Annotated in this window: 16 protein-coding genes; 3 read left to right on the top strand and 13 right to left on the bottom strand. The window is 68.1% G+C overall.

From position 1 onward, the window contains the following. Positions 1–32: 32 nt before the first annotated feature. Positions 33–2291, top strand: a complete 2259-nt coding sequence (locus KUG38_RS05995) for an FdhF/YdeP family oxidoreductase (protein WP_216919832.1) — start codon at positions 33–35, stop codon at positions 2289–2291. Here the strand turns inward: KUG38_RS05995 and KUG38_RS05990 are convergent. Genes KUG38_RS05990 through KUG38_RS05970 form a run of 5 tightly spaced genes read right to left on the bottom strand, consistent with a single transcriptional unit; the run spans position 2245 to position 10901 of the window. Beyond that, the gene (locus KUG38_RS05990; protein ID WP_216919830.1) at positions 2245–4029 is read right to left on the bottom strand and encodes an EAL domain-containing response regulator; all 1785 of its coding nucleotides are present in this window, start codon (positions 4027–4029) and stop codon (positions 2245–2247) included. The two genes, KUG38_RS05995 and KUG38_RS05990, sit on opposite strands and share 47 nt — an antisense overlap. Continuing rightward, complete coding sequence (locus KUG38_RS05985; protein ID WP_216919828.1) at positions 4029–8678, bottom strand: GAF domain-containing protein; 4650 nt, start codon at positions 8676–8678, stop codon at positions 4029–4031. The genes KUG38_RS05990 and KUG38_RS05985 overlap by 1 nt, the downstream gene beginning before the upstream one ends. A 42-nt stretch (positions 8679–8720) precedes the next feature. Continuing rightward, positions 8721–9821, bottom strand: a complete 1101-nt coding sequence (locus tag KUG38_RS05980) for a GTP 3',8-cyclase MoaA (protein WP_216919826.1) — start codon at positions 9819–9821, stop codon at positions 8721–8723. Between the two features lie 10 nt (positions 9822–9831). Then, the gene (locus KUG38_RS05975; protein WP_216919824.1) at positions 9832–10443 is read right to left on the bottom strand and encodes a molybdenum cofactor guanylyltransferase; all 612 of its coding nucleotides are present in this window, start codon (positions 10441–10443) and stop codon (positions 9832–9834) included. Next, entirely contained in the window at positions 10440–10901 is a 462-nt protein-coding gene (locus KUG38_RS05970; protein ID WP_216919822.1) for a nitrate reductase associated protein, read from the bottom strand. The genes KUG38_RS05975 and KUG38_RS05970 overlap by 4 nt, the downstream gene beginning before the upstream one ends. Before the next feature lie 69 nt (positions 10902–10970). On the opposite strand from KUG38_RS05970, the gene KUG38_RS05965 reads away from it, so the two are divergent. Further along, positions 10971–11615: a TetR/AcrR family transcriptional regulator gene (locus tag KUG38_RS05965; protein WP_216919820.1), complete on the top strand. Its 645-nt coding sequence runs from the start codon at positions 10971–10973 to the stop codon at positions 11613–11615. Here KUG38_RS05965 and KUG38_RS05960 read toward each other — a convergent pair. After that, positions 11554–13065, bottom strand: coding sequence for a DHA2 family efflux MFS transporter permease subunit (locus tag KUG38_RS05960; RefSeq protein WP_353617728.1), 1512 nt, complete (start codon positions 13063–13065; stop codon positions 11554–11556). The two genes, KUG38_RS05965 and KUG38_RS05960, sit on opposite strands and share 62 nt — an antisense overlap. 78 nt (positions 13066–13143) lie before the next feature. Further along, the gene (locus KUG38_RS05955) at positions 13144–14274 is read right to left on the bottom strand and encodes an HlyD family secretion protein (protein ID WP_216919816.1); all 1131 of its coding nucleotides are present in this window, start codon (positions 14272–14274) and stop codon (positions 13144–13146) included. A 290-nt stretch (positions 14275–14564) separates the two neighbouring features. On the opposite strand from KUG38_RS05955, the gene KUG38_RS05950 reads away from it, so the two are divergent. After that, positions 14565–15041: a redox protein gene (locus KUG38_RS05950; protein WP_216920196.1), complete on the top strand. Its 477-nt coding sequence runs from the start codon at positions 14565–14567 to the stop codon at positions 15039–15041. Positions 15042–15050: 9 nt separating this feature from the next. Here the strand turns inward: KUG38_RS05950 and KUG38_RS05945 are convergent, their stop codons facing one another. From KUG38_RS05945 to KUG38_RS05920, 6 genes are all read right to left on the bottom strand, one after another. Then, on the bottom strand, positions 15051–17174 hold the full coding sequence (locus KUG38_RS05945; protein WP_216919814.1) for a putative bifunctional diguanylate cyclase/phosphodiesterase: 2124 nt from the start codon (positions 17172–17174) through the stop codon (positions 15051–15053). A gap of 169 nt (positions 17175–17343) precedes the next feature. Further along, the gene (locus tag KUG38_RS05940) at positions 17344–19470 is read right to left on the bottom strand and encodes a transglutaminase family protein (RefSeq protein WP_216919812.1); all 2127 of its coding nucleotides are present in this window, start codon (positions 19468–19470) and stop codon (positions 17344–17346) included. A 30-nt stretch (positions 19471–19500) separates the two neighbouring features. After that, on the bottom strand, positions 19501–21927 hold the full coding sequence (locus tag KUG38_RS05935) for a glycogen/starch/alpha-glucan phosphorylase (protein WP_216919810.1): 2427 nt from the start codon (positions 21925–21927) through the stop codon (positions 19501–19503). Positions 21928–22032: 105 nt separating this feature from the next. Next, positions 22033–22932 (bottom strand): transglutaminase family protein, encoded by a 900-nt coding sequence (locus KUG38_RS05930; RefSeq protein WP_216919807.1) that lies wholly within the window; start codon positions 22930–22932, stop codon positions 22033–22035. Further along, positions 22917–23897 carry an alpha-E domain-containing protein gene (locus KUG38_RS05925; RefSeq protein ID WP_216919806.1) on the bottom strand — a complete coding sequence of 327 codons (981 nt, stop codon included), beginning with the start codon at positions 23895–23897 and terminating at the stop codon, positions 22917–22919. Before KUG38_RS05925 ends, KUG38_RS05930 begins: the two co-directional genes overlap by 16 nt. Beyond that, positions 23891–25330 carry a circularly permuted type 2 ATP-grasp protein gene (locus tag KUG38_RS05920; RefSeq protein WP_216919804.1) on the bottom strand — a complete coding sequence of 480 codons (1440 nt, stop codon included), beginning with the start codon at positions 25328–25330 and terminating at the stop codon, positions 23891–23893. The genes KUG38_RS05925 and KUG38_RS05920 overlap by 7 nt, the downstream gene beginning before the upstream one ends. Positions 25331–25456 lie beyond the last annotated feature (126 nt).

Here is a 25456-nt window from a genome sequence, read left to right as displayed (position 1 = left end):
GGCCAGAGTGAGGGCCAACTCCGGCCGGCCCGATGAGCGACAACGCCAGCCCCGCCGATGCCGCCACGCCCGGCCAGGGCGGCGGCTGGCCCCTGATCGACGGCTGGGCCAAGGCCACCCTCAGCCCCCGGGGCCCGAAGCTCTGGCAGACCCTCAACCACAAGAGCGCCTGCCTCTCCTGCGCCTGGGGCACCGGCGGCCAGCACGGCGGCTTCGTCGACGAGCTGGGGGAGCCGCTGCAGCGCTGCCTCAAGAGCGTCGAGGCGATCATGGCCGAGCTGCAGCCGGCGGTGAGCGAGGGCGTGTTCGGCCGCCGCAGCCTGGCGGACCTCCAGCAGCTCTCCTCGATGGAGGCCGACCGCCTCGGCCGCCTCAGCCACCCCCTGCTGCTGCGCGAGGGCGGCAGCCACTACGAGCGCATCGGCTGGGACGACGTGTTCGCCATCGCCGAGGCCGCCTTCCGGGCCCCGCCTGAGCGGGTGGCCTCCTACAGCTCGGGCCGCTCCTCCAACGAGGCCGCCTACCTGCTGCAACTGCTGCTGCGGGCCATGGGCTCCAACAACCTGGCCGACTGCTCCGACCTCTGCCACGCCCCCTCCACCGTGGGGCTCAATGCCGTCTTCGGCTCCGGCACCTCGATGGTGAGCCTGGAGAGCCTGCAGCAGGCGGATTGCGTGGTGCTGGTGGGCTCCAACGCTCCGGCCAACCACCCGCGGCTGATGAATGAGCTGATCAAGCTGCGCCAGCGGGGCGGCACGGTGATCGTCATCAACCCGGTGATCGAGGTGGGGCTGCTGAAGTTCGGCTCCCCCGCCTTCCCGATCCGCTCGATGCTGGCGGGCTCGGAGATCGCCTCCCTGTTCCTGCAGCCCGTGCCGGGCAGCGACACGGCCGTGTTCCTGGGGCTGCAGAAGGCCTTGCTGGAGGCCGGCGCCGTGCAGCGCGATTTCCTGGCCGCCCATGCCGAGGGCTGGGAGGCGCTGCTGGAGCAGCTGGAGGCCACCTCCTGGGAGGCGATCACCACGACGTGCGGAATCAGCCGCCAGGAGCTGGAGCACGCCGCCGTCGTGATCGCCGGCTGCCGCGGGGTGGTGTTCGCCTGGGCGATGGGGATCACCCACCACGCCAACGGCATCGACAACGTGCAGGCGATCGCCAACACGGCCCTGCTCAGCGGCAACGTGGGCCGGCCCGGCGCCGGCACCATGCCGATCCGGGGCCACTCCAACGTGCAGGGCTTCGGCTCGATGGGGGTCACCGTCAAGCTGCGGGCGGAGATGCAGCAGGCCCTCGAGCAGCTGCTGGGCCGGCCCCTGAGCCGGGTGCCCGGCTACGACACCCGCGCCCTGATCGAGGCCGCCGATGCCGGCCGGGTCGACAGCCTGCTGTGCCTGGGGGGCAACCTCTGGGGCGCCAACCCCGACAGCGCCGAGGCGAAGCGCGCCCTGGGGCGGATCGACACGATCCTGTATCTGGCCACCAAGCCCAACCAGGGCCATTTCCACGGCCTGGCGGCCCGCCAGACCCTGGTGCTGCCGGTGTTCAACCGCTTCGAGACGCCGCACCGCACCACCACCGAATCGGGCAACAACTACGTGCGCCTCAACGAGCCGGGCACCACCCACCTGCGCGGCGCCGACCTGATCAGCGAGGTGTCATTCCTGGCCGAACTGGCCCGGCGGCTGATGGGGAGCGATCCGATCGACTGGGGGCGGCTGCAGGATCCGTCCTACGTGCGGGAGCTGATCGGCCGCACCGTGCCCGGCTACGGCCCGATTGCCCGCATCGATGCCACCCGGCAGGAGTTCAGCGTCGAGGGGCGCCTGTTCGAGCGCCCAGCCTTCCCCACCCCCAGCGGCCGGGCCCGGGTGGCGCCCACCCCCCTGCCGGAGCTGTCGCTGCCTGGGGCGGAGCACTTCGGCGGCCTCGGGCCCGGGGAAACCGGCCTGGTGCTGGCCCTGATCACCGCCCGCAGCTACGGCCAGCACAACACCGTCGTCTACAAGGCCGGCGACAGCTACCGGGGCATGCCCCACCGCCACACGATCCTGATGAACCGGGCCGACCTGCGCCGCTGCGGCCTGGCGGCCCACCAGCGGGTCACGGTGCAGGGGGAAGCGGGCGCCCTGGAAGGTGTGGAGATCATCCCCGGCGAGATCCGCGAGGGGGCGGCGCTGATGTTCTACCCGGAGGTGAACGTGATCATGAAGGCCGTGATCGACCCCCGCTGCGGCACCCCGGCCTTCAAGCGGGTGCCGGTGCTGGTGCGGGGGGCCGTGGCTGCAGGGTGAGAAACCGGGCCTCGATCTCCTCACGGGGAAGGGGGCGGGAGAACAGGTAGCCCTGGCCGAACTCACAATCCATGTCGATGAGTAATGCCAGCTGCTGCGCGGTGCTGATGCCCTCGGCGATCACGGCCAAGCCCAGCTGTCTGCTGAGGCTCATGATCGTATCTACGATTTTAAGATTGTCATTGGATTCCTCCAACTGGCTCACGAAGGATCGATCGATCTTGAGGTTGTCGATCGGGAACCGATTCAGGTGGCTAAGGGAGGAGTAACCCGTGCCGAAATCATCGATGCTGATCTCGATCTTCCGCTGACGGATCTGCTGCATCAACAGCGTGGCCGCCTCCGGATCGCCCATGACCGCCGTTTCCGTGATTTCCAGCTTGAGAGTGGCGGGATCCACCCCCGTATCCGCCAGGACAGCATCGATGTCATCAAGGAGCGTGGAGCTTTCGAACTGGCGCGCCGAAAGATTCACACTCATCGTGAGCCCGGGCCAGCCGCCATCGTGCCAGCGACGTAGCTGCAGACACGCCTGCCGAAGAATCGTGCGCCCGACCGGCACCACCAGGCTGGAATCCTCCAGGCAAGGGATGAAGGCATCGGGAAGCACCAGGCCACGGGAGGGGTGCTGCCAACGCACCAACGCTTCGAATCCAACGATCTGGCGGGAGCCCAGATGCAGAATGGGCTGGTAGTAATTGATGAATTCCCCCCGTTCCAGAGCCCTGAGCAGGTCGTTCTCGAGAATCAATCGATCGCGGGTGGCGAAGTGAAGCGCACTGTCAAACGTCTCAGAACCATTCTTTCCGCGCCGTTTCGCCAGATACATGGCCGCATCGGCCGCCTGGAGAATCATCTCCGGTGACGAGACTGTCTGCATGCCCAGGGCGATGCCGATGGACATCGTCACTGGGATCTTGATGCTGCCAATGGAGAACGGAGCAAGGAAAGTCTCGCGGACTGATTCCACCCACCTCGCAATCGCCGCGGCATCGGGTGCCTCGAAGAGCAGAAAACAGAATTCATCTTCCCCCATGCGGGCCAGCAGATCGCCGGGGCGGAGATGGTCCTGGAGGCGTTGGGCGATCGCCTGCAGCAACTGGTCGCCGACGGCATGGCCGAAGGCGCCATTCACCCGCTTGAAGTCGTCGCAGTCGAGGTAAGCCACGGCCATCTGGGGGTTGTCGACCAGGCAGGCCGTCGCCAGCGACGTCGTCAGAAACGCTCGGCTGGGAAGGCCCGTGAGCTGATCCTGGTAGAGCAGGCTCTTCAGTTGGGCGGTGCGTTCGTCCACCAGGCCCTCGAGCCGCGTGTTGAACGCCTCAAGCTCCTGGTACTGCTGGCGAATGCGCAGCATCGACCGGGTGCGTGCGACCAGCTCCAGCCGGTTGATCGGTTTGCTGATGAAGTCGTCGGCGCCGGCATCCAGGCAACGGGCCAGATCCTGCCTCGAGGCCAGCGCGGTGACCATGATGATCGGCACGGCGGACCATTCCGGCATGGCCTTGAGACGGCGGCAGAGCTCCAGGCCGTCGATGCCGGGCATCATGACGTCGAGCAGAATCAGATCAGGCCGGGTGAAGGCAAGGCCGTCGAGGGCACTCTGGGCTCCATTCGCATAATGAAACGCATAGGCATGACCAGAGACCGGTTGGCTGTGGGGGGAACTGAGCAGGGCCTCGATCACATCGAAGTTCGAGGGCTGGTCGTCAATGACCAGGATTGAAAAGGCCCCCATCAACGTGCCGGCTCCGGAGTCAGAAGCTCCTCGATCATCAACACAAGCTTCCGCAGCGTGACCGGCTTGCTGACATAGCGATCGGCTCCTGCCTCCAGACAACGCTCGCAATCGTTATCCATGGCCAGAGCCGTCAGGGCAATGATCGGCAGATAGGCCGGAATGGAAGTGGCGCGGATGTTCCGCATGGCTTCCAATCCGTCCATCACGGGCATCTGGATGTCCATGAGGATCAGGGCAGGGTCAGCGGTCATCGCCATGTCAACGGCCTCCAGGCCATCTCTGGCGATCATCACCCGATAGCCCTTGGCCATCAGATAACTGGACACCGTTGTGATGTTGGCTTCATTATCTTCTGCCAGCAGAATCAGGGGGGCGGAGCGGCTGGGTGTGCTCAGACAGGAGATCTCGCTCGACGGCGGGCTGTCGATGCTGCCGGCGGTGCTGGTGGCCAGGTGCAGGAGAGGCAGATCGACATGGAATGTGCTGCCAGCCCCAAGGGCACTGGACACGGCGACGCGGCCCCCGTGGAGCTCGACGATGCGCTTCACCAGAACCAGTCCAAGACCTGTACCGACGTATTGACGGTTGAGGGCACTGTCGATCTGAACGAAGGGCTCAAACAGCTTCTGTTGGTCGTCGGGATCAATGCCGATGCCCGTGTCGACGACGGAAAGACGCAACATCCCATCAAGGGAGGAACGACCGGAAGCCCCCTGAACGCCGGGCAGCAGGGAAGCCCCAAGAGTGACCTTGCCACCGGAGTGCGTGAACTTGACAGCATTGCTGAGCAAGTTGATCAGGACCTGGCGCATACGCCGCTCGTCGATCAAGAGCTCGGGCAGTGCTTCTTGCATGCTGATCGACAGCTGGATCCCCTTTTCGGAGGCTTGCTGCTTGATGAATGCCAAACTCGATTGGCATAGCTGGGCGATACTGGTTGGCGCGCAGCTGAGCTCTAGACGGCCAGCATCATACTTGGATAGGTCAAGGATATCGTTGATCAGCTCAAGCAGATAAGTGGCGCTGAGCTGTACATTCGAGAGGGCTTTTGCCTGGCGTTGGTTGATCACGCCAAAAACATCATCCTGCAATCCCTCCACCATCCCAAGGATCACATTGAGAGGGGTTCGCAGCTCATGGCTCATGTTGGCGAGAAACTCGTCCTTGAGGTACGTGGCCCGCTGCAACTCAGCATTGGTCAAAGCCAGATCACTGTTGCTCGCCGTCAGCTGCGCCTGGGCGATCTGCCGCTCTGTGAGCTCCTGCTGGAGTTGCCTGAAAAGGTCGCCCTGGTTGATGGCCAGGGTGAGTTGATTGGCAATCTGCTGGAGCATCTGAGCCTCCGTTGGCTTCCAGGTCCTCACGGATTTGCAGGCATGGGCAACGAGCACACCCCAGAGCTTCCTCTGGCGGTTCGGCGCATTCCAACGGCTGTCAGTGGTGGAGCAGGAATCAGCAAGGATGGGCGCCACGATCTTCGACTTGATCTGGCCGGCATTGGAATAATCAATCAGACACTCCGTCCAGCGATCATTCCTCACATCTGCAACGATCCGAGGATCGCCATTCAAGTAGTTGTCGAGAATCTCCTGATCCCAGACCTCATCCTCCCAGCCCATACTGATGAGGCTTGGAAAAGCTTGATCCACTGATTCACCGACGATCTGGCTGGAGCCGTTCGGATGCAGCTGGAAGACGATGACGCGTTCGCATTGAAGAATCGCTCTTGCCTGGGAAGCGACGATGCCAAGGATGTCATCGAGATTCAGGGTTTCCCGGATGCGGTTGGCGATCATGGCAAGCGCTTCCTGCTGGAGGAGCTGCTGGGCAATGCGCTGCTCTGCCTGCTGCCGAACCTCCAACTCCTTCTGCACCTGCTCGTAGAGCAGGGCCTGCTGGGTGGCGATGGCCAGCTGGTTGGCCAGCTGCTGGGCCAGATCGATCTCGCTGGGCAACCATTCACGGGCATGGCTGCACTGGTGGACGCAGAGCAATCCCCACAACACATCCCCTGGCACCAGGGGAATCACCAGATTGGCACGCACATGAAACTGCGAAAGAATATCTCGGTGACAGTCTTCCAGGCGATCTTCCTCGATATCTGAAGAGGCGAAGAAGCGACCTTTGGCATAGAGGCTCGCAAAGTTATCCCCAAAGCAATGATCATGGACGTTGGCCTTCAGTGCTGACGGATAATCCGCCAGGACAGACTCCGCCACAAAGCTGCCATCGTTGAAGCCTGAGCCGTCGTGGAACCGGAAGACGCCCACACGATCGGCACCCAGCAGACGTCTGATCTCTTCACAGGCGGTATCGAAGATCGTCTGAAGGTCGAGGGACTGGCGGATTCGCTGGGTCACCTCTCTGAGCAGGCTTTCGCGCTGGGCCTGTTGCCGAACAATCTGCTCGGACTTTTGTCGTTCGCCGATGTCCCTGAACAGGGCTTGGTTGATCACACTGTTGCCGACCTTCAGCTGCGAAAAAGTGATGTCAATCGGGATGGTTTGGCCGCTGCTGTTCTGGATTCTTGTATTGAGCAGCTGGCGGGGTTGGCCATCGGCCAGGCTGCTGAAGGCGGCTCTGGCCCGCTGCTGCTCGTCACTGGGATGGAGTTGCGCGAAATTCATCTGCATCAGCTCTTCTTTGCTGAGGCCCATCAGTTCCTCGGCGCGGCGGTTCACCTCCAGCAGGCTGCCTTCGTTGTCAGCCAGAAAGATGGCATCACTGGCCCCTTCCATCAGAGCCCGGTAACGCGCTTCCCGCTCCAGAAGCATCCGTTCCGATCGCTTCCGATCGGTGATGTCGCGGAAAATGCCCCGGGCAGCGATTGTCACTCCCCCTTCCTGCAGACAGTTGACGCTGCCTTCCACGACCACCTCCTGCCCGTCCCTGGTGAGGAAGGTCAGTTCGATCCTGTCAATATCAAGAACGGAGCCCGTCCGCATCTCCTCGATCAGCCGACGACAGTGCGGAACATTGTCGGGGTGGATCACGTCATAGAGCGTGAGGGCGCCCAGCTCAGCCTGTTCGTAGCCGAGTAACCGCAACCAGGCCCGGTTCACGAACTCATAGCGCCCATCCTCGAGGCGCACACTCTGGATCAGATCATTGGTGTTGTTGAAAAGATCCTGGAGCCTGGCCTCCTCACTGCGTAACTGGAGCGTCCGTTCCTCCACCCGCTCCTCCAGCTCAGCATTGAGGCGCACCAGGGCCAGTTCGGCCCGCTTGCGCTGGCTGATCTCCGTATGGGTGCCGAGCATGCGCAGGGGCTTCCCAGCCCCATCCCACTCAACGATGCTGCCCTGGGAGAGAATCCACTTCCAGTCACCGTCAGCGTTGCGCATACGAAATTCGACCTTGTAGGTCGGCTGCTTGCCGCTGAGGTAGTCGTTGTAGGTCTGGCGCGCCTTCTCCACATCATCAGGGTGGAGTCGCTCGAGCCAGCGCTCACTCGTCTCCTCGAAAGTCGCCGGGTCGTATCCCACCATCAAGGCATACTCCGGGCTCACGATCGCCATGCCCGTCTGGACGTTCAGGTCGAACAGGCCCTGGTCAGCCGCCTTCAGCGCCAGGCGCAACCGCTCCTCACTGGCCTCCAGAAGGGTGGAGTTGCGGTCCTGCTGCAGCGCGATGCCCAGTTGCACCGCCACAGCCTTGAGAAACTCCACATCGTCCGGTTGCCAGTCCCGGGGCCGTTCGCTCTCGCTCACCTGGAGCATGCCCCAGAGGGTGCCGCCGCTGATCAGCGGGACCAGCACCTTGGCGCGGGTGTGCAGGCTGATCAGCTTCTGACGATGGCACTCCGAGAGGCCGGCCCGGTCAACGTCCGCGATGACCCGCACATGCCCGGCGAGATACAGCTCCACGAGGCGCTGATCGAAGCAGCCGTCTTCGTAGCGAACACCCAGCAGGCTGTGGCTCGAATCAGTGGATTCGACCACCACCACCGCCTGTCGCCAGCCATCCTCGAATCTCCAGATGCTGGCCCGGCTGCACCCCAACAGATCGCGGCAGTGATGCAGGCTTCTTTCGAGAATGTCATGGATCGCGATCGAGCCCCTGATCTGGCTGCCCAGCTCGACCAGAAGCCGGTGGGACTGGAGCGAGCGAGGGCGCAGCGGAGCACCGTCCTGCTCCGTGGCCCTGTCCACCTCCGCGATGGCGGGCCGCTGGCTGGCCCGCAGCATCTGGTCGAGGTGAAGGATGCCGAGCAACGCGCCCTGTTCATCCACCACGGGGAGATAGCGGCGCCCCCAGCGGCGCAGATCCCGCAGGCTCTCCACCAGCCCAGGGCGTTCCGGCTCCGGGAGGCACAGCACCGGCTGGACCATCACCTCCGCCATGGTCTGGGCGTGAAGGGACGGCGCGGTGGCGGCCAGCGCCACCAGGTCGATGCTGCTGAAACTGCCCAGCACGCGCTGCGTCGGATCCACCACCACCACGCAGCTGGCCCGGGCGTGCTGATGGAGGCTGTCCTGGTCGGGGAAGTCGCTGGGCGGGCCCAGGGAAGCGAGGGTCTGAGCCATCAGGGCCGCAGCCTCAGCCACCGAGGTGGTCGGCGCCACCACCAGAGGGTTGGCAATGATCGACGCCTTCAGAAAAGCGAAGAGATGATCAGTTTCACCATCAGGGAAAGACGGAATCAACTTCGCCAAACTGAAAACGAGCCCGGCGATGGGGGCCGGAATTCAACCGCCAAGGTACGCCATTTCAGCCTGGGGACGCGAGGGCGTCGCCACCCCATCACCGGGGCGAATCATCTGCCGCTCCTCGCTGTAGCGATCGCGGCGCTGCAGCCAGAGGCGCCGCAGCGCCTGCTCCAGGCGGGCGGCATCGCCGTCGGGCCGCAGCCAGGGCTTCAGGTCGGTGCCGTCGGCAGCGAACAGGCAGCTGTAGGCCACCCCGTCGGCGGTGATCCGCAGCCGGTTGCAGTCGCCGCAGAAGGGCGCCGTGATCGAGGCCACCACCGCCAGGTGGGAACCGCCATCGGCACCGGAAGCGTCAGCGTCAGCGGCGCGGTCGCGGTAGCGCCAGCGGCCGGCGGTGCCGTGGGGCGCCCGTCCCACCGGCTCCAGCGGCCAGGCCGCCCCGATGCGGGCCACCATCTCGTTCGCCGGCAGCACCTGCTCCGGCTCCCAGCCGTTGCGGTTGCCCACATCCATGAACTCGATCAGGCGCAGCTCCAGGCCCTGCTCCCGGGCCAGGGCCGCCAGGGGCAGCAGCTGGTCGGCGTTGCCCGAGCGGGTGAGCACCGCATTCAGCTTCAGCGCCCCACGGGCCGGATCGAAGCCCGCCTCCCTGGCGTGCCGGATCGCCGCCAGCACCTTCTCCAGCACGGCGTCGCCGGCGGCCGGGCTCCCCAGGCCGGCCATGCGGGCCACGCTGGCCCCGTCGGTGCCATCGAGGCTGAGGGTGATCCGGTCGAGCCCCGCCGCCTTCAGCTGCCGGGCCCGCTCGGCGCCCAGCAGCACCCCGTTACTGGTGAGGGCGATCTCCCGCAGGGCGCCGCGGGGATCGCCGGGGTCCCGCCGCCGCAGCGGCTGCAGGGCGGCGATCAGCTCTTCAAGGCGCCGGTTCAGCAGGGGCTCGCCGCCGGTGAGGCGCAGGGTGTGGACCCCCAGGCCCACGGTCGCCTCCACCAGCGCCACCCGTTCCGCCAGGGTCAGCAGGTCGGGCGGGTCCTCGAGATCGGGGCAGCAGTAGGGGCAGGCCAGATTGCAGCGGGCCGTCAGCGACAGCCGCAGCACCCCCAGGGGCCGGCCATGCAGATCCAGGGGACGCTCCGCCATGGCAGGAAAGCTAGGGCCACAGGCCGGTGGCGTCGTCGGGGGTGTTGGCATTGCGCAGGCCCGCGGGCGGCAGGGCCACCGGCACCACCGCCTCCCCCGCCAGCCAGTCCTGCAGCCGCCGGCCGCCCGCCGCCGTGAAGGCAGCCAGCCGCTCCCGTTGTCCGGGATCGTCCGGGTAGACCCCCAGCAGCGGCTGCAGCCGCCGGCCGTCGTGGGCCAGGTGGATGGCGGCGGGGGCGCCAGCGGCGGCGGGGGTGGCGGCGGCCCCCACCAGGGCCTCGAGGGTGGCGACCTCCAGCCAGGGCATGTCCACCGGGCAGAGCAGCAGGCCCTGGCCGGGGTGGTGCGCCATCAGCCGATCGAGGGCCAGCAGCGGCCCCTCCCGGGGTAGCGGCTCCTCCAGGACGCTGATCGGGTGGCCCAGTCCGTCCCGCAGGGGCCGTGCCAGGGCCTGGTGGGCCCGGTGGTGGCTGACCAGCGTGATCGGCAGCGGCAGCGCCGCCAGCTGGGCCAGGCTGAACTCCAGCCAGGTGCCTCCGGCTGGATGGGGCAGCAGGGCCTTGTCCGTGCCCATGCGCCGGCTGGCGCCGCCGCTGAGCAGGCAGGCCCGCAGGCCGTTCATGCCCCGAGGCCGAACTCGGCGAAGGCCCGCGGCAGGTTGCGGTGCTCATGGCCCGGATGGCTGAGCTTCACCAGGGCGAAGCGCTGCAGCTCATCGAGCTGCCCCCAGGCGTGGGGAGGCAGGGTGAGGCCCAGCTGGCGGCAGGAGGCGAGCAACACCTCCGGGGGCTCGTCGCCCTGTTGCCACGGGGCGCCGCAGGCGGGCTCCAGCCGCCCGGCGGCACCGGCGGCCATGGCGGCCGTGCGCTGGGCGAGCCAGTGGTCCAGCGCCACCAGGGCTTCGGGATCGTCGGGCCAGTCGAGCAGCCGCTGCCGTTCGCCCTCGTCGAGGTCGCCCCAATGGCTCAGCTTCAACTTGACGCCCACCAGGTCGAGCTTGCGCCGAACGGCCATGGGGATGCAGCGCAGGTCGCCGACGAAGTCGGCCTCGAAGCCAAAACAGCGGTCATGGCGACCCATGGCGCCGATCCCCCGGAGGCGCCCACCCTAGGCAGCTCTAGCGTTCGGCTTGATGTGCGTGTCCGGTCCATGCCCAGGGCCCCCGCGACCCCTGCCGCCGAGCGTCGGGCCGCTGCGGTCAGGGCCCTGCTGGAGCTGGCCGCCGACATGGCTCCCGACCAGATCAGCACGGCGGCGGTCGCCGGGCGCATGGGGGTGAGCCATGGGGCCCTCTTCCGCCACTTCCCCAGTCGCGAGGCCCTCTGGACCGAAGCGGTGCACTGGTCCACCGGGGAGCTGGAGATCCGTCTCGAGGCCCTGGCAGGCCAAGCCTTCCGCGACCCCGATGGCGAAGTGGCGGCGCTGCTGAAGGCCCATGCCGCCCTGGTCCAGGCCCATCCGGGGTTGCTCCGCCTCTGGTTCGCCGAGTTGCAGCGGCCGGGCACGAGTCCGGCGCGTGAGGAGGGCAAGGCGTTCATGGGCCGTTTCCGCCGCAGGCTCCAGGAGGTGATCGCCGCTGGACAGGCCCGTCACTGGTTTGAACCGGATCTGGATCCGGGGGAGCTCGCCGGACTTCTGGTGGCCGTCCACCAGGGGCTGATGTTGCAGGGCCTGGCCCACGACAGCCTGGATCAACTGGGGGAGCGCACGGAACAGGCCATGGGCCTGATCCTCAGGGGGTGGCATCGGCGGCCGCCGGCCGAGGCCGGCCCAGAAGCAGCACCAGGGGGATGACGGCCAGGAACAGCACGGCCACCACCCGGAACACGTCCCCGTAGGCCAGCAGCGCCGCCTGCCGGTCCACCTGCCGGCTCAACACCTGCAGGGCCTGGGCGGGCCCCTCGCCGGAGCCGCTCGCCCGCTCCTGCAGCCAGGCCTGCAGGGCGATCAGACGCTGCTGCAACAGGGGGTTGGCGGTCGTCAGATGCTCCACCAGGTGGGCGCGGTGCAGGGTGGTGCGGCGCTCCACCACGAGGGTGAGCAGGGCGATGCCGAAGGTGCCTCCCAGCTGGCGGGACAGGTTGTAGAAACCGCTGCCGGCGCCCACCTCCTCGCGGGGCAGGGGACCGAGGCTGGCCAGGCTCAGGGGCAGGAACATCATCACCGTGGTGATCCCCCGGGCGATCAGCGGCCAGAACAGAGCCTCGGCGCCGGTGTCCGGCCCGATCGCCGCCATCCAGAGCATGGTGAACACCATGCCGGCGGCCCCGAGGCCGATCAGCAGGCGGGGATCGATCCGCTGCACCACGCGGCCGAGCAGCGCCATGGTCAGGGCCGAGGCCAGGGCACCGGGCAGCAGCAGCAGCCCGGTCTGGGTGGCCGTGTACCCCAGCACCGACTGGGCGAACACCGGTACCACGAAGACCGTGCCGTAGAGGCCCATGCCCAGCACCACCGAGAAGAGGCTGCCGGCCGCCAGATAGCGGTGCCGCAGCACCCGCAGGTCCACGGCCGGTTGTCGCTGCCGCCGTTCCCACCACACGAACACCGGCAGGCTGACGGCGGCGAGGAGGCCCAACTGACGCAGGCCCGCGTCCTCGAACCAGTCGAGCTGGTGCCCCTGCTCCAGCACCACCTGGAGGCTGGCCAGGCAGGCGGTAAGCAGCAGGATGCCCAGCCAGTCCACAGGCGTGGATGCCTCGGCCCTGTCCCCATCGGGCTCCAGGAAGGCCAGGGCCATCAGCACCGTGACCAGGCCCACCGGAACGTTGATGAAGAAGATCCAGCGCCAGCCCAGGCCGTCGGTGAGCAGACCCCCCAGGGTCGGCCCCAGGGCCGGACCCGCCAGCACCACGACGCCGAACATCCCCTGGGCGACGCCCTGGAGCGACGGGGGCACGGCCCGGAACAGGATGGTCTGGGCTTTGGGCAGCAGGCCACCCCCCAGCAGCCCCTGCAGGATGCGGGCGCCGATGAGCCAGCCCAGGCTCGGCGCCAGCCCGCACAGCACGGAAGCGACCGTGAAGCCCGTCAGGCAGAAGATGAAGTAGCTGCGCTCGCCGAAACGTCCGCTCAGCCAGCTGCTCAGCGGGATCATCACCACGGTGGCCATGGCGTAGCCGGTGACCACCCAGCCCACCTCCGCCAGGGTGGCGCCCAGGTTGGCCTGGATGCTGATCAGCGCCACGTTGGTGATGCTGGTGTCGATGATCTCCAGCAAGGCGCCGATCGAAGCGGTCAGCACCACAGCCCACTGACGGAGCGTGAGCCTCTCCGTCACAGCCGCCTTCACGGCCACCGTCGCTGCCCCCTCACGGCCCCCTCATGGCCGACGCACCTGCACCCGTACCGAAAGACCAGGCACCAGGTGGGCCGCGGCCAGCTCGCGGGGGTCCAGGCCGATGCGGGCGGTGACCCGCTGCACCACCTTGGTGAAGTTGCCGGTGGCGTTGTCGGGCGGGAGCAGGGTGAAGCGGGCCCCGGAGGCCGGGGCGATGCCGAGCACGGTGCCATGGAACACCCGGCCGGGGAAAGCATCGACGCGCACTTCGGCCGGCTGTCCCGGCCGCAGCGCGGCCAGCTGGGTCTCCTTGAAGTGCGCCTCCACCCAGGGGACGCCGCTCACCAGGGTCATCAGGGGCTGGCCCGGCTGCACCTGGCTGCCCGGTTCCGCCTGCCGGTCGCCGATGCGCCCGGCGCTGGGGGCCACCACCCGGTCGTAGGACAGGTCGAGCCGGGCCCGCTCCAGGGCGGCCTGGGCCTGCAGGATGCGGGCCTCGGCGGCGGCGACCTTCTGCCGGTTCACCGTCACCTGGTCCAGGCTGGCCTGGGCGCTGCGGCCACTGGCCTGGCCCCGGAGGACCGCGCCCCTGGCCTGGCTGTAGCCGGCCCGGGCCCTGTCCAGCTCCTGACGGGAGACGCCGCCTTGCTGCACCAGCGTCTCCAGACGCCGGACATCGGCCGCGGCCCGAGCCAGTTCACCTTCGGCGGCGATGCCTTCTCCCCGGGCCTGGTCGAGGGCCGCGGCCGCCAGATTGGTGCTCGATCCGGTGGCTGAGCGAAGGGAAAGGGCCTCCTGCCGGGCCTGGATCAGGTCCGCCTGCGCCTGACGCAGCCGGGCCTGGGCGTCGCGGGGATCGAGCAGCAGCAGGGGATCGCCCGCCGCCACGGCCTGATCGTCCTCCACCAGCACCCTGGCGATGGTGCCCGGGATGCGACTGGCGATCACCGTGAGGTGGGCCTGCAGCTGGGCATCATCGGTGGACTCCAGTCCCCGTTGGGCCAGCAGCCAGCCGCCCACACCGGCAGCGACCCCCAGGCCGAGGAGCGGCAGCAGCCACCGGCCCACCAGGGAGCCGTTGCGGCCGGGCCTGGGGGGTACGGCCCGGAGGACGGGCTCGGGTGCCGTGGCTTCCCTGGGCAGCAGGGCGGAAGGAGGTGAAGCGGTCCCCATGGACGATCGCGCCGAGTGAGTGCTTGCTCACATCAAGCTAGGACCTGTGCCCACCGTTGGGGTCCTCCGTGCCGATCCGCTGCAGACCGCTTCTCCACCACCGGAACTGGCCCAACGCCCGCGGGCTTTCGTAGCCGATCTCACCGTGGGACCCCACCAGGATTAGGTTCACTGAAGAGACCGCAGAGGCTTCTCACGAAGTCGCTCCCATGACCGCCACCGTCCCGTCGAGAGACGAGCTGCAGGATCACCGGCCCTCGGGAGCCAGCCAGGGTCCCCGGCCGGCTCCGATGTTCGAGCTGATCCCCTACGAGAAGTTCCGCGACACGCCGTCGGTGCGGTTCTTCGACATCACCGTGCCCACCTCGAACAAGCGGGATCTGGTGGTCCACTCGGGTCCGGCGGTGAGCCCGCCCGACTGCCAGGAGACCGGCAGCTGGCAGTTCTATCTGCACCCTCATCAGGAGGACAACCTGCTCGCCATGCATGGCGGCCGCACCTTCTTCCTGGTCAATCTCGGCTGGAATTACCCGTATCACATCGTTCGCCTCGACTGCGGCGGCGACATCCTGCGCATTCCCCCCGGCACGTTCCACCGCTCCGTCTCCGATCCCGACGGTTCCCTGGTGCTCAACCAGGCCGTGCGCGAGGAGGGCGCCAGCGTGGTGCGGGAGTTCCGGGTGTACAACAGCCACCGCATCCCCCGGCTGTTCGCCGTCACCTCCAAGACCGCCCCCCTGCCCAAGCTGCACGGGGTGAGCTGGTAGGCCGGGTCCTCAGGCCACCGCCGCGCCGGCCAGCAGGCTTTCAAAGACCTCGGCGGGCATCGGCCGTCCCAGCAGGAACCCCTGAAACTGATCGCAGCCGAGGTTCTGCAGCATGCGCAGCTGTTCGGCGGTTTCCACCCCTTCGGCCAGGGTCATCAGCCCCAGTTCCTTGGCCATCACGATCGTGGCCTTGACGATGGCCAGGTCGGCATCGTCGTTGCCGAGCCGTTCCACGAAGAACCGGTCGATCTTGAGTTTGTCGAGGGGCAGGGAGTGGAGCATGGCCAACGAGGAGTAGCCCGTGCCGAAGTCGTCGATGGCCAGGCTGAAGCCGCTCTCGGCCAGCTGCCGCAGTTGCTCGCCGGCCCGGTCGGGATCGTTCAGCAGGGCTGTTTCGGTGATCTCCAGCTCGAGGTTCTCCGGCACCAGGTCGTAGGTGTTCAGCGCCCCGGCCAGCAGCTCGGAGAGGGAGGGATGGTCGGCCCCCAGCTGCAGGGCCGAGATGTTGATCGCCAGCTTTCCCGGTCGCAGCCCCTGGCGATGCCAGGCGTGCAGCTGCCGGCAGGCCTCCTCGATCACCCAGAGGCCGATGGTGTGGATCTGGCCGGTCTTTTCCGCCAGCGGGATGAAGACGTTGGGGGACACCATCCGACCGTTCTGATCACGCCAGCGCAGCAGGGCCTCGGCCCCGGCGATCCGGCTGCCACCCCGATCGATCTGGGGCTGGTAGAAGAGGCGCAGCTGCTCCCGATCGATCGCCCGGCCCAGGCTGAGCTCCAGCTCGAGGCGCTCCCGCAGCTGCAGGCTGATCTCCGGGGTGTAGAGGCGCAGCTGGTTCTTGCCGTGCTGCTTGGCCTCCATCAGGGCCGTGTTGGCGCAGCGCAGCAGGGTGTCCGGGTCGGTGCCGTGGTCGGGGGCCAGGGCCACCCCGAGGGAGGCGCTGGGCTGGACCGCCAGACCGGTGCCCATCCCAGGGGTGTTGCCGAGGCTGCGGCGGATCTCCTCCGCCCACTGCAGGGCCTCGAGCCGGTCGGCCATGGCCACGGGCCGCAGCAGGATGAACTCGTCGCTGCCCACCCGGGCCAGCCAGTCGTCGGGGCGCAGCAGGTGCCGCAGGCAGCTGCCGCTGGCCTGGAGCACCTGGTTGCCGATCTCATGGCCGAGGCTGTTGTTGATCGACTGGAAGTTGTCGAGGTCGAGGTTGATCAGGACGATGCCGTGCTCCCTGCCGGCCGTGCGCAGCAGGCGGGCCAGCTGGCGGACGGTGGCGGCCTTGTTGGGAAGCCGGGTGAGGGGATCGACGAAGGCGATGCGCTCCAGCCGCTGCTGGATCTCGTGCTGCTCGCTGATGTCCTGGACCGTGCCCAGCGTGGTGAGCGGCGCACCGTCGTCGCCGAGGACGGTGCGCCCCCGCTCCAGCACCACCTTGAGGCGGCCATCGTCGAGCAGCAGCCGGTACTCGATCCTGTAGGGCCGCCCGGAGCGGGTCGCATCCTGGAAGGTGGCATCCACCAGGGCGCGATCGTCCGGATGCACCTTGCTGAGAAACAGCCCATAGGTCAGGCCCACCACGTCCGGAGAGATGCCCAGGATGGTGTAGGTCTCCCTCGACAGGAGCAGCTCGCCCGTGAGGTGGTTCAGCTCCCAGCTGCCCACATGGGTGAGCCGCTCGGCCTCCTGCAGCAGCGAGCCCAGCCGGGTGCTTTCCCGCAGGGCCGTGTCCAGTTCGGTGCGGTCACGGTGGCTCACCAGGGCCACCAGCCGGCCGCAGAGATTGAGCACCTGATAGCTCACGGACACATCCCGGCAGGCGCCGGAGCGGGCCCGGTGGCGCGTGGCGAAGCTGCCCCTGGGCTGCTGTCGCATCGCCCGCAGCTGGTCGCGCATCAGGTCGTCGGCCAGCTCCCCATCCGCCTGAATCGCCGCCGGATTCAGGGTGAGGAAGTGCTCGCGGGTGTAGCCGAGACGCTCATGGGCGGAACGGTTGCAGTCGATGAAATGGCCACTGGCCAGATCAAGCACGACAAGATCATCACTGCCCAGGTCGGCAGCAAAACGCAGTGCATCGCCAACGCTGTCGACGCAAGGAATCAGCCCCTGTTCCGCCGGGGTGCTGAACCAGAAGGATTGCACTGACGGTTCCATTCACGGAAGATCTTAGGCAGCGTTTTCATTGCTGACCAGACTGGGGAAGAAAACCCCCTGCCGAGCTGAAGGACGGCGGGATGACGGCCTTGCTCCTGAAGATTCGGCTACATGCGTGGGAAGCTCAGGGCCGGAAAAGTGAGGGAAAGAGAAGAATTCAACGACCCTGATCGACCGTCCGCACTTGGGTCTCGGCAATCCGCAGGTCGATGGTGAGATCCGTTGGGCGCTGGCGTCCCTGCCAGGGGGGAGCGTCGGGCACCGGCTCGGCCACAGGTGACGGAGCGGGATCAAAGCGGTGGCCGTCGGGGTGCAGCTGGAAGGCCCGATCGCCGCCGGGGGTGCGCACGATCAGTTCCAGGGGCATGTGGGGCTCGATCGCCGGATGCAGGCACGGGTAGAGCCGCTGGAAGCGGAAGCGGACCGCCAACGGCAGGTCGGCCCCATCGGCGGCGGTCTCCAGCGGCAGGGGCCGGCCATTGATGAACAGCCGGCAGTCGCGGCGGAACGCCCCATTGGCCACCACCTCGAAGCGGCGCAGGGAGCCGTCGATGAACCGGCTGGTGAACCCACCCTGCACCGGGGTGTCGCAGATCAGCGGCCAGGGCTCGGGGGCCGGCCGCAGCTCCAGGGCGGGTGCCGCGCCGGTGGCGCCGGCCTCCCCCTGCCAGCACAGCAGGGGCGGAAAGCGCCACTCCCAGATGGCCCGGAACGGCGCCGGATCCAGGGCCAGGTCGTCGGCCGCCAGGTCGGCCAGGATGGCCTCCAGATCGGCCCACAGCTGGCTGGGCAGCAGCTGGCGGTCATGCAGGGCCGGGCCCCAGTCGTGCAGCTGGGTAGGCCGGTGGCGGGGCTCCAGCAGGTGGGCCGCCAGGGCGCTCCACAGCAGGGCGATGGTGCTGCTCCACTCCATGCGGGGCAGGCTCTCCAGCGCCCGGAACTCCACCAGGCCCAGGCAGCCGGCCGGAGCCCCGGGGTTCCAGAACTTGTCGAAGCTGATCTCGCTGCGGTGGTTGTTGCCGCTGCGGTCGGCGTGGAGGTGGCGCAGCGTCTCGCCGATCAGGCCCCGGACATCACCGAAGGGTTCGTCCGAAGGCTGGCCCTCCGCCTGTTCGATGGCGCGGTAGGCCAGCTCCAGGTCGAAGCATTCGCCGATCGCCTCGTCCGGCCTGGGCGACTGGGAGGCCGGCCCCACCCCCGGACCACAGAACAGATAGGCCAGCGACGGATGCCGCTGCCAGTAGCGCAGGATCCCCGTCAGCCAGGCCGGCCGGGAGAAGAAGGGATGGTGGGCCAGGTCAGGGCCACCCCAGAGCAGGTGGTTGCCGCCGCCGGTGCCCTCCTGGCGGCCGTCGCCCAGGTCCTTCCAGCTGCGCAGTCCGACGCGCTCGCCGACCTCCTCCAGCCGCTGCAGCCAGTGGCGGTACTCCGTCCAGCTGTGGCAGACGGGCAGGTTGATCTCCAGCACGCCGGGGTCGGCCGTCAGGCCCAGCACCTGCCATCGCTCACCCGCATCGAGGGGCAGCACGCCGCTGAGCCTCGGTGCTGCCAGCTCGCCCAGGCTGTCGGCCACCGCCTGCAGCAGCAGGCGCAGGGGTTCCCGCTCCAGGGGGGGCAGGAACAGCTCCCAGCCCTCGGGGTCCACCTCCAGGGTGAGCACCTGGCGGGGCACGTCCTCGGGCAGGTGCTCCAGGGGCAGGCGCAGGCCGGCGGGACCGGGGGCACCGGTGAGTTCCCGCAGGCCCTCCTCCAGGGGCCAGGCCGCCACCGCCCAGGCCACCGCCGCCGCCGGGTCGTCCGCCTCGGGCGGCGCCACGCTCAGGGGGGCGGCCCAGGCCCGGCGTTCGGGTTCGAAGGGGTCCCGCAGCAGCACGGGCTGCAGGCGGATGCCCAGCCGGGCGCCCAGCTGCTCCAGCCAGGCCGGGCCGGCCTCGGCCGTCAGCGGTGCCCCCTCCAGGCCGGGCTGGCAGAGGCCGGGCCAGCGCACCGGCGCCGTGCCGTCGTCCCCCAGGAACAGCCGCAGGGCCCAGCGGGGATTGACTTCGCCGTCGTAACGCTTGCCGGGGCAGTACAGGAGAGTGCTGCCGGGCCAGACCCGCTGCTGCAGATCCCGGGCCATGGCCCGGGCGATGGGGAGCTTGGTGGGTCCATCGGCGGTGACGCTCCACTCGGGCCCCTCCGGCTCGAGGGGCACCAGGGTGGGCTCACCGCCGAGGGTGAGCTGGATGCCGGCGGCCCTCAGGCGGGACTCGGCCGCCTCGGCCACCCTGTCCATCCAGCTCATGCGGGCCAGCTCATGCGGGTTGCGGGAGGCTCATGGGGACGGGCTGGGAATCACGCTGCAGGCATTGACGGGAACCGGAGCCACCTTCCAGATGCGCTCGGCGTACTCCTGGATGGACCGGTCGCTGCTGAAAAAGCCACAGCGGGCCGTGTTCAGCACGGACATCATGCTCCACCGTCCCGCATCGCACCAGGCGCTGTCGACCTCGTTCTGGGCGCGGCGGTAGTCGCCCAGGTCGGCCATCACCCGGAAGGGGTCGCTGCTGCAGAGGTTGGCCAGCAGCGGATGGAACAGGTCGCGGTCGCCTTCGCTGAAGTGGCCCGAACCGATCAGGTCGATGGCCTCCTTGGCCAGGGCGTCGTTCTCAAGCCAGGGCATCGGGTGGTAGCCGTTGCGGTTGATGGCGGCGAGTTGCTCGGCGGTGTGGCCGAACAGGAAGAAGTTGTCGTCACCGACCCGCTCCCGGATCTCGATGTTGGCCCCGTCGAGGGTGCCGATCGTCAGGGCGCCGTTCAGCGACATCTTCATGTTGCCCGTGCCGGAGGCCTCCATGCCGGCGGTGGAGATCTGTTCGGACAGGTCGACGGCCGGGTAGATCTTCTGGCCCAGCTTGACGCTGAAGTTGGGCAGGAAGATCACCCGCAGGCGCCCGTCCATCGCCGGGTCGATGTTGATGATCTCCGCCATGCCCACGATCAGGCGGATGATCAGCTTGGCCATGGCATAGCCGGGGGCCGCCTTGCCGCCGAAGATCACCGTGCGCGGCGGCAGGTCCTCCCCGGCCCGCAGGCGCAGGTAGCGCTCCACCACCTGCAGGGCAGCCATGTGCTGGCGCTTGTACTCGTGGATCCGCTTCACCTGCACGTCGAACAGGGAGGAGGGATCCACCAGCACGCCGGTGTCCTGGCGGATCGTCGCCGCCAGGCGCTCCTTGGCCTGCTCCCGCACCCCCTGCCAGCGCTCCAGGAACGCCGCATCGGTGGCCAGGGGCTCCAGCTGGCGCAGCTGGTCGAGGTGCCGGCACCAGTCGGTGCCGATGGCGTCGTTGAGCAGGGCGGCCAGGGGCGGGTTGGCGACCGCCAGCCAGCGCCGCGGCGTGACGCCGTTGGTGATGTTGGTGAAGCGATCCGGCCAGACCCGGGCGAAATCGGCGAACAGGTTCTCCTTCAGCAGGCGGCTGTGCAGTTCCGCCACGCCGTTGACCGTGTGGCTGCCCACCACCGCCAGGTGGGCCATGCGCACCTTGCGGTGCGGCCCCTCCTCGATCAGCGACAGCCGCTCCAGCAGCTCCGGCTGGCCGGGGAAGCGGATGCGCAGGGTGCGCAGGAAGCGGGCATTGATCTCGTAGATGATCTGCAGCTGGCGCGGCAGCAGCTGCTGGAACAGCTCCAGCCCCCAGGCCTCGAGGGCCTCGGGCAGCAGGGTGTGGTTCGTGTAGCTGATCGTGGCGGTGGTGATGCTCCAGGCGGTGTCCCAGTCGACGCCGTGGACATCGATCAGCAGCCGCATCAGCTCCGCCACGGCGATGGCCGGATGGGTGTCGTTGAGCTGCACCGCGAACTTGCGGTGGAACTCGGTGACCGGGATCCCCTGGCTGCCCAGGATGCGGAACATGTCCTGCAGGGAGCAGGAGACGAAGAAGATCTGCTGGCTGAGCCTCAGGCGCTTGCCCTGCTCCAGCTCGTCATTGGGATAGAGCACCTTGGAGAGGGTCTCCGACTGCACCTTGTGCAGCACGGCCCGGGTGTAGTCGCCGGCATTGAAGGAGGCGAAGTCGAAGGCGTCGGGCGCCTGGGCCGACCACAGCCGCAGGGTGTTGGCGGTGTGGACGCCGTAGCCCAGGATCGGGGTGTCGTAGGCCACGCCGATCACGGTCTGGCCGCCGATCAGCACCGGATAGCTCCATTCCGGCCGGATCACCTCCCAGGGGTTGCCGCGGGCCAGCCAGGGATCGGTGCTCTCCATCTGGCCATTGGGGCCGATCTGCTGGCGGAAGATGCCGAACTCGTAGCGGATGCCGTAGCCGATGGCCGGCAGCTCGAGGGTGGCCATCGACTCCTGGAAACAGGCCGCCAGCCGCCCCAGGCCGCCGTTGCCCAGGCCCGGTTCCGGCTCCTCCGCCAGCATCTCGTCAAGGGTGAGGCCGAGGGCCTCGCAGGCGGCCGCGGCCTCCTCCCGCAGCCCGAGGCTGACCAGGTTGTTCTCCAGGTGGGGCCCCAGCAAGAATTCCGCCGACATGTAGGTGGCGGTGCGGACGTGCTGGCTGGTGTAGGTGTCGGCGGTGTCGACCCAGCTGGTCAGCAGGATGTCCCGGACCGCCAGCGACAGGCAGACGTAGTGGTCGTGGGTGGTGGCGAGGGAGGCGGACTTGGCCTGGCTGGAGAACAGATGGCGCCGCATCGCCTCCAGGAGGGCCTGGCCCTTGGGCGGGCACGCGGCGGGTGTGGGGCTGGCCATGGGGATGGGCGGCGAGCGACGAAGTGGCACCAGTCCTGGCCTGGGGAGTACCGCCGCCGCTGATGCATCGGCTACCAGCGGCCGCACCTTAAGAGTGGCTTCGCTTCAGCCGTGCAGCACCTCGTGCCAGGCGGAGCCCATCGGCGTGGGCTCCAGCAGCTCCGCCTCGATGGCCCATTCCAGCTCGCTGTCCACCCCCGTGGGGCCCGAGAAGCTGCCGTTCACCGCCGCGGTGAGGGTGGGCTTGGAGGAGGTGGCCAGGGTGATGTAGCGGTCGTCGACGCTGCCCATGCCGCTGGGGTCGAACCCCCGCCAGCCCGCCCCGGGCAGGTAGACCTCCGCCCAGGCGTGCAGGTCGTACTGCTTCGGCTGCGGTTCCACCAGGTGGTAGCCGCTCACGAACCGGGACGGCAGACCGACGCAGCGGCAGGTCTCGACCATCAGCATCGCCAGGTCGCGGCAGGAACCCACCCGCTCCTTGAGGGTGCGCCCCGCCGGCCAGGCCGGCCCCACGTGCCGCTGGGTGTACTTGACCCGGTCCTTGATGATCTCCACCAGCTGCTCGAGGAACATCAGCCCCCGCTGGTCGCTGCCCATCAGCGCCTCCTGGGCCAGGTCCACCGCGGCGGGGTCGTGCTGGCCGCTGGGCAGCCAGCCCTCCAGGGAGCCCAGCAGATCGCCGTTGAGGTGGCCCACCGGATAGGGCAGCAGCGGCTCCTGGTCCTCCAGGCAGGTCGCCAGGGCCGGGGGCTGCTGGGTCTCCACATCGCTGATCGCCTGCACCCGGAAGTGCTCGGTGCTGCCTGTGAAGCGGGCCCGCAGGATCTCATCGCCGCTGGCAGCCAGCAGCGGATAGAAGCAGGATGGTTCCGGCGTCACCGCCAGGTGGAAGTGCAGCAGGCGCTGGAAGCCGTGGCCCCGGGGCTTGAGGCAGAACCGATGGGGACCCAGGAAGACCGGAGCGCTGTACCGGTAGTCGAAGGTGTGGGTTATGCGGACTCGCATGCCGCCTCCTGACTGGCGGTGGTGCCGGTGGGAGCGATGAAGTAGCGCGCTTCGATCAGCTCATGGAGGCGATTGAGATCGGACTGGAAGTTGTCGATGGCTTCATGGAGCCCGGTGGCCACCAGTTCGTCGATCCTGGTGAAGCTCCAGTGGGCCAGGGTGAGCCCGATCAGGCACTCCAGATCGTCGGCGGGGCGCGGAACGGAGCTGCCGCGGATGATCCGCAGCGTGTCACTGATCCGCTCCAGGCAGTAGCGCACCGAGCGGGGAAAGATCGGATCCAGCAACAGGAAGGCGGCCACGGCCTTGGGTTCGATGGCCTGCTGGCTCGACTGGCGGAACATCTGGTAGGCGCCGGCCGAGCGCAGCAGGGAGATCCACTGCAGCTCGTCGAGCACCCCACCCACCTCCTCAGGGGAAGGGAGCAGCAGAAAGTATTTGACGTCCAGGATCCGGGTGGTCTTGTCGGCCCGCTCCAGCAGCCGCCCCAGCCGGCTGAACTGCCAGGAAAGGTCGCGGCTGAGGGTGGCATCGGTGATGCCGTAGAAGAGCTGGCAGGCGCGGCGGATCTCCCGCAGCTGCTCCTGGGGCGGCTGCCGCCAGAAGGCCTCCTCCTGCAACGTCCAGTAGATGTCGTTGATCTGCTCCCACATCTCCGTGGTCATCACCTCCCGGATCTGACGGGCGTTCTCCCGGGCGTTGGCAATGCAGTTGAGAACGCTGCTGGGGTTCTTCGCCTCCCGCACCAGGAAATGGATCACCGCGTCAGGCGTGACCACCGGACAGAGCTCATCGAAGAGCTTGCGGTCGCCGCTGGCCTCGATCAGGGGCAGCCAGGGCTCGGCGCTGCCGGGGGGACAGTCGAGGGCCATGGCTTCGCTCACCTCCACGAACCGGGAGATGTTCTCGGCCCGCTCAACGTTGCGGTTGATCCAGTAGAGGGAGTCGGCGACGCGGCTCAGCATGGGGCTTCATCCACGATCCAGGTGTCCTTGCAGCCGCCGCCCTGGGAGGAGTTGACCACCAGGGAGCCGCGGCGCAGCGCCACGCGGGTGAGGCCGCCGGGGCTCACCCAGGCCTCCTTGCCGCGCAGCACGTAGGGACGCAGATCCACGTGGCAGGGGTAGAGCTCCCCTTCGCTCAGGGAGGGCACGGTGGAGAGCTCCAGGGTCGGCTGGGCAATGTAGTTGCGGGGGTTGGCCTGGATCTTGACGGCGAATTCGTCGATCTCCGCCTGGCTCGCATGGGGGCCGATCAGCATCCCGTAGCCGCCGGCCTCCGCCACCGCCTTCACCACCAGTTCCCCGAGGTGCGCCAGCACGTAGGCCTGGTCGTCGGGGCGGGAGCAGATGTAGGTGGGGACGTTCTCGATGATGGGCTCCTCGCCCAGGTAATAGCGGATCATCTCGCCCACGTAGGCGTAGATCAGCTTGTCATCGGCCACGCCGGTGCCGGGGGCGTTGGCGATCGCCACCCGACCGGCGGCATAGGCGCCCATCAGCCCCCGAACGCCCAGCAGCGAATCGCTGCGGAACACCGCCGGGTCGAGGAAATCGTCATCGATGCGGCGGTAGATCACGTCGACCGCCTCGAGGCCGGCGGTGCTGCGCATCCAGACCCGATCCCCCTCGCAGACCAGGTCGCGCCCCTCCACCAGCTGGATGCCCATCTGCTGGGCGAGGTAGCTGTGCTCGAAGTAGGCGCTGTTGAACACCCCGGGGGTGAGCAGGACCACCTTGGGGGTGTCGGTCCAGGGGGCCAGCTCCCGCAGGGTCTGCAGGAGGTGGGAGGGGTAGTCGTCGATGGGCTGCACCGTGCGGCCGGCGAACAGGCTCGGGAACATGCGCTTCATGACGCGCCGGTTCTCAAGGAAGTAGGCCACCCCCGAGGGACAGCGCAGGTTGTCCTCCAGCACCCGCCAGGTGCCGTCGCCGTCGCGCACCAGATCGAGGCCGGAGATGTGGCACCAGCGCCCCAGGGGAGGCTTGAAGCCCTGCATCTGGGGCCGCCAGCCCTGGGAGCTTTCGACGTCGGCCCTGGGCACCACCCCGTCGGCAAGGATCTTCTGGTCGCCGTAGACGTCGGCCAGGAAGCGGTCGATCGCCTCCAGCCGCTGGAACAGGCCCCGCTCCAGCCGCTCCCAGTCCCGGGCTCCGATCAGGCGGGGGAGGGGATCGAAGGGGAGGATCCGCTCGACGCCCTTGCTGTCGGAATCGTTGAGCCGGAAGGTGGCGCCGAGCCGCTTGAGCAGCATGCCGGCGGCCGCGTGGTTGCGGTTCAACTGGTCGAGCCCCATCTGGCCCAGGGAGGACAGCAGGGGGGTCAGGGTCGCCCTCGGCTGGTCGGTGGAGGTGAAGTACTCGTCGTACCCCTGGTTCGGCTTGTATTGACTGAACATTCCACACCCGTCCGCGCGCCTGGATCCTGCAGTGCCGCCGGGGTGGCCACCCGTTGCCGTTGCTACGAAACCGGGGGCGACGTCGGACTAGCGCTTCATACGAATAGCGTTTTTATAAGCAATGGC

Origin of the sequence: Synechococcus sp. CCAP 1479/9 (assembly GCF_019038535.1) — a bacterium.
Lineage (GTDB): Bacteria > Cyanobacteriota > Cyanobacteriia > PCC-6307 > Cyanobiaceae > Cyanobium.
The sequence above is the reverse complement of the archived record's forward strand: the minus strand, read 5'-3'. Positions and strand labels throughout refer to the sequence as shown.

Coding starts and splice junctions, on each gene's coding strand:
- KUG38_RS05920 (WP_216919804.1), bottom strand. CDS start 25,330: ATGTTCAGTCAATACAAGCCGAACCAGGGGTACGACGAGTACTTCACC.
- KUG38_RS05955 (WP_216919816.1), bottom strand. CDS start 14,274: ATGGGGACCGCTTCACCTCCTTCCGCCCTGCTGCCCAGGGAAGCCACG.
- KUG38_RS05990 (WP_216919830.1), bottom strand. CDS start 4,029: ATGGGGGCCTTTTCAATCCTGGTCATTGACGACCAGCCCTCGAACTTC.
- KUG38_RS05965 (WP_216919820.1), top strand. CDS start 10,971: ATGCCCAGGGCCCCCGCGACCCCTGCCGCCGAGCGTCGGGCCGCTGCG.
- KUG38_RS05970 (WP_216919822.1), bottom strand. CDS start 10,901: ATGGGTCGCCATGACCGCTGTTTTGGCTTCGAGGCCGACTTCGTCGGC.
- KUG38_RS05925 (WP_216919806.1), bottom strand. CDS start 23,897: ATGCTGAGCCGCGTCGCCGACTCCCTCTACTGGATCAACCGCAACGTT.
- KUG38_RS05930 (WP_216919807.1), bottom strand. CDS start 22,932: ATGCGAGTCCGCATAACCCACACCTTCGACTACCGGTACAGCGCTCCG.
- KUG38_RS05940 (WP_216919812.1), bottom strand. CDS start 19,470: ATGAGCTGGATGGACAGGGTGGCCGAGGCGGCCGAGTCCCGCCTGAGG.
- KUG38_RS05950 (WP_216920196.1), top strand. CDS start 14,565: ATGTTCGAGCTGATCCCCTACGAGAAGTTCCGCGACACGCCGTCGGTG.
- KUG38_RS05975 (WP_216919824.1), bottom strand. CDS start 10,443: ATGAACGGCCTGCGGGCCTGCCTGCTCAGCGGCGGCGCCAGCCGGCGC.
- KUG38_RS05935 (WP_216919810.1), bottom strand. CDS start 21,927: ATGGCCAGCCCCACACCCGCCGCGTGCCCGCCCAAGGGCCAGGCCCTC.
- KUG38_RS05980 (WP_216919826.1), bottom strand. CDS start 9,821: ATGGCGGAGCGTCCCCTGGATCTGCATGGCCGGCCCCTGGGGGTGCTG.
- KUG38_RS05995 (WP_216919832.1), top strand. CDS start 33: ATGAGCGACAACGCCAGCCCCGCCGATGCCGCCACGCCCGGCCAGGGC.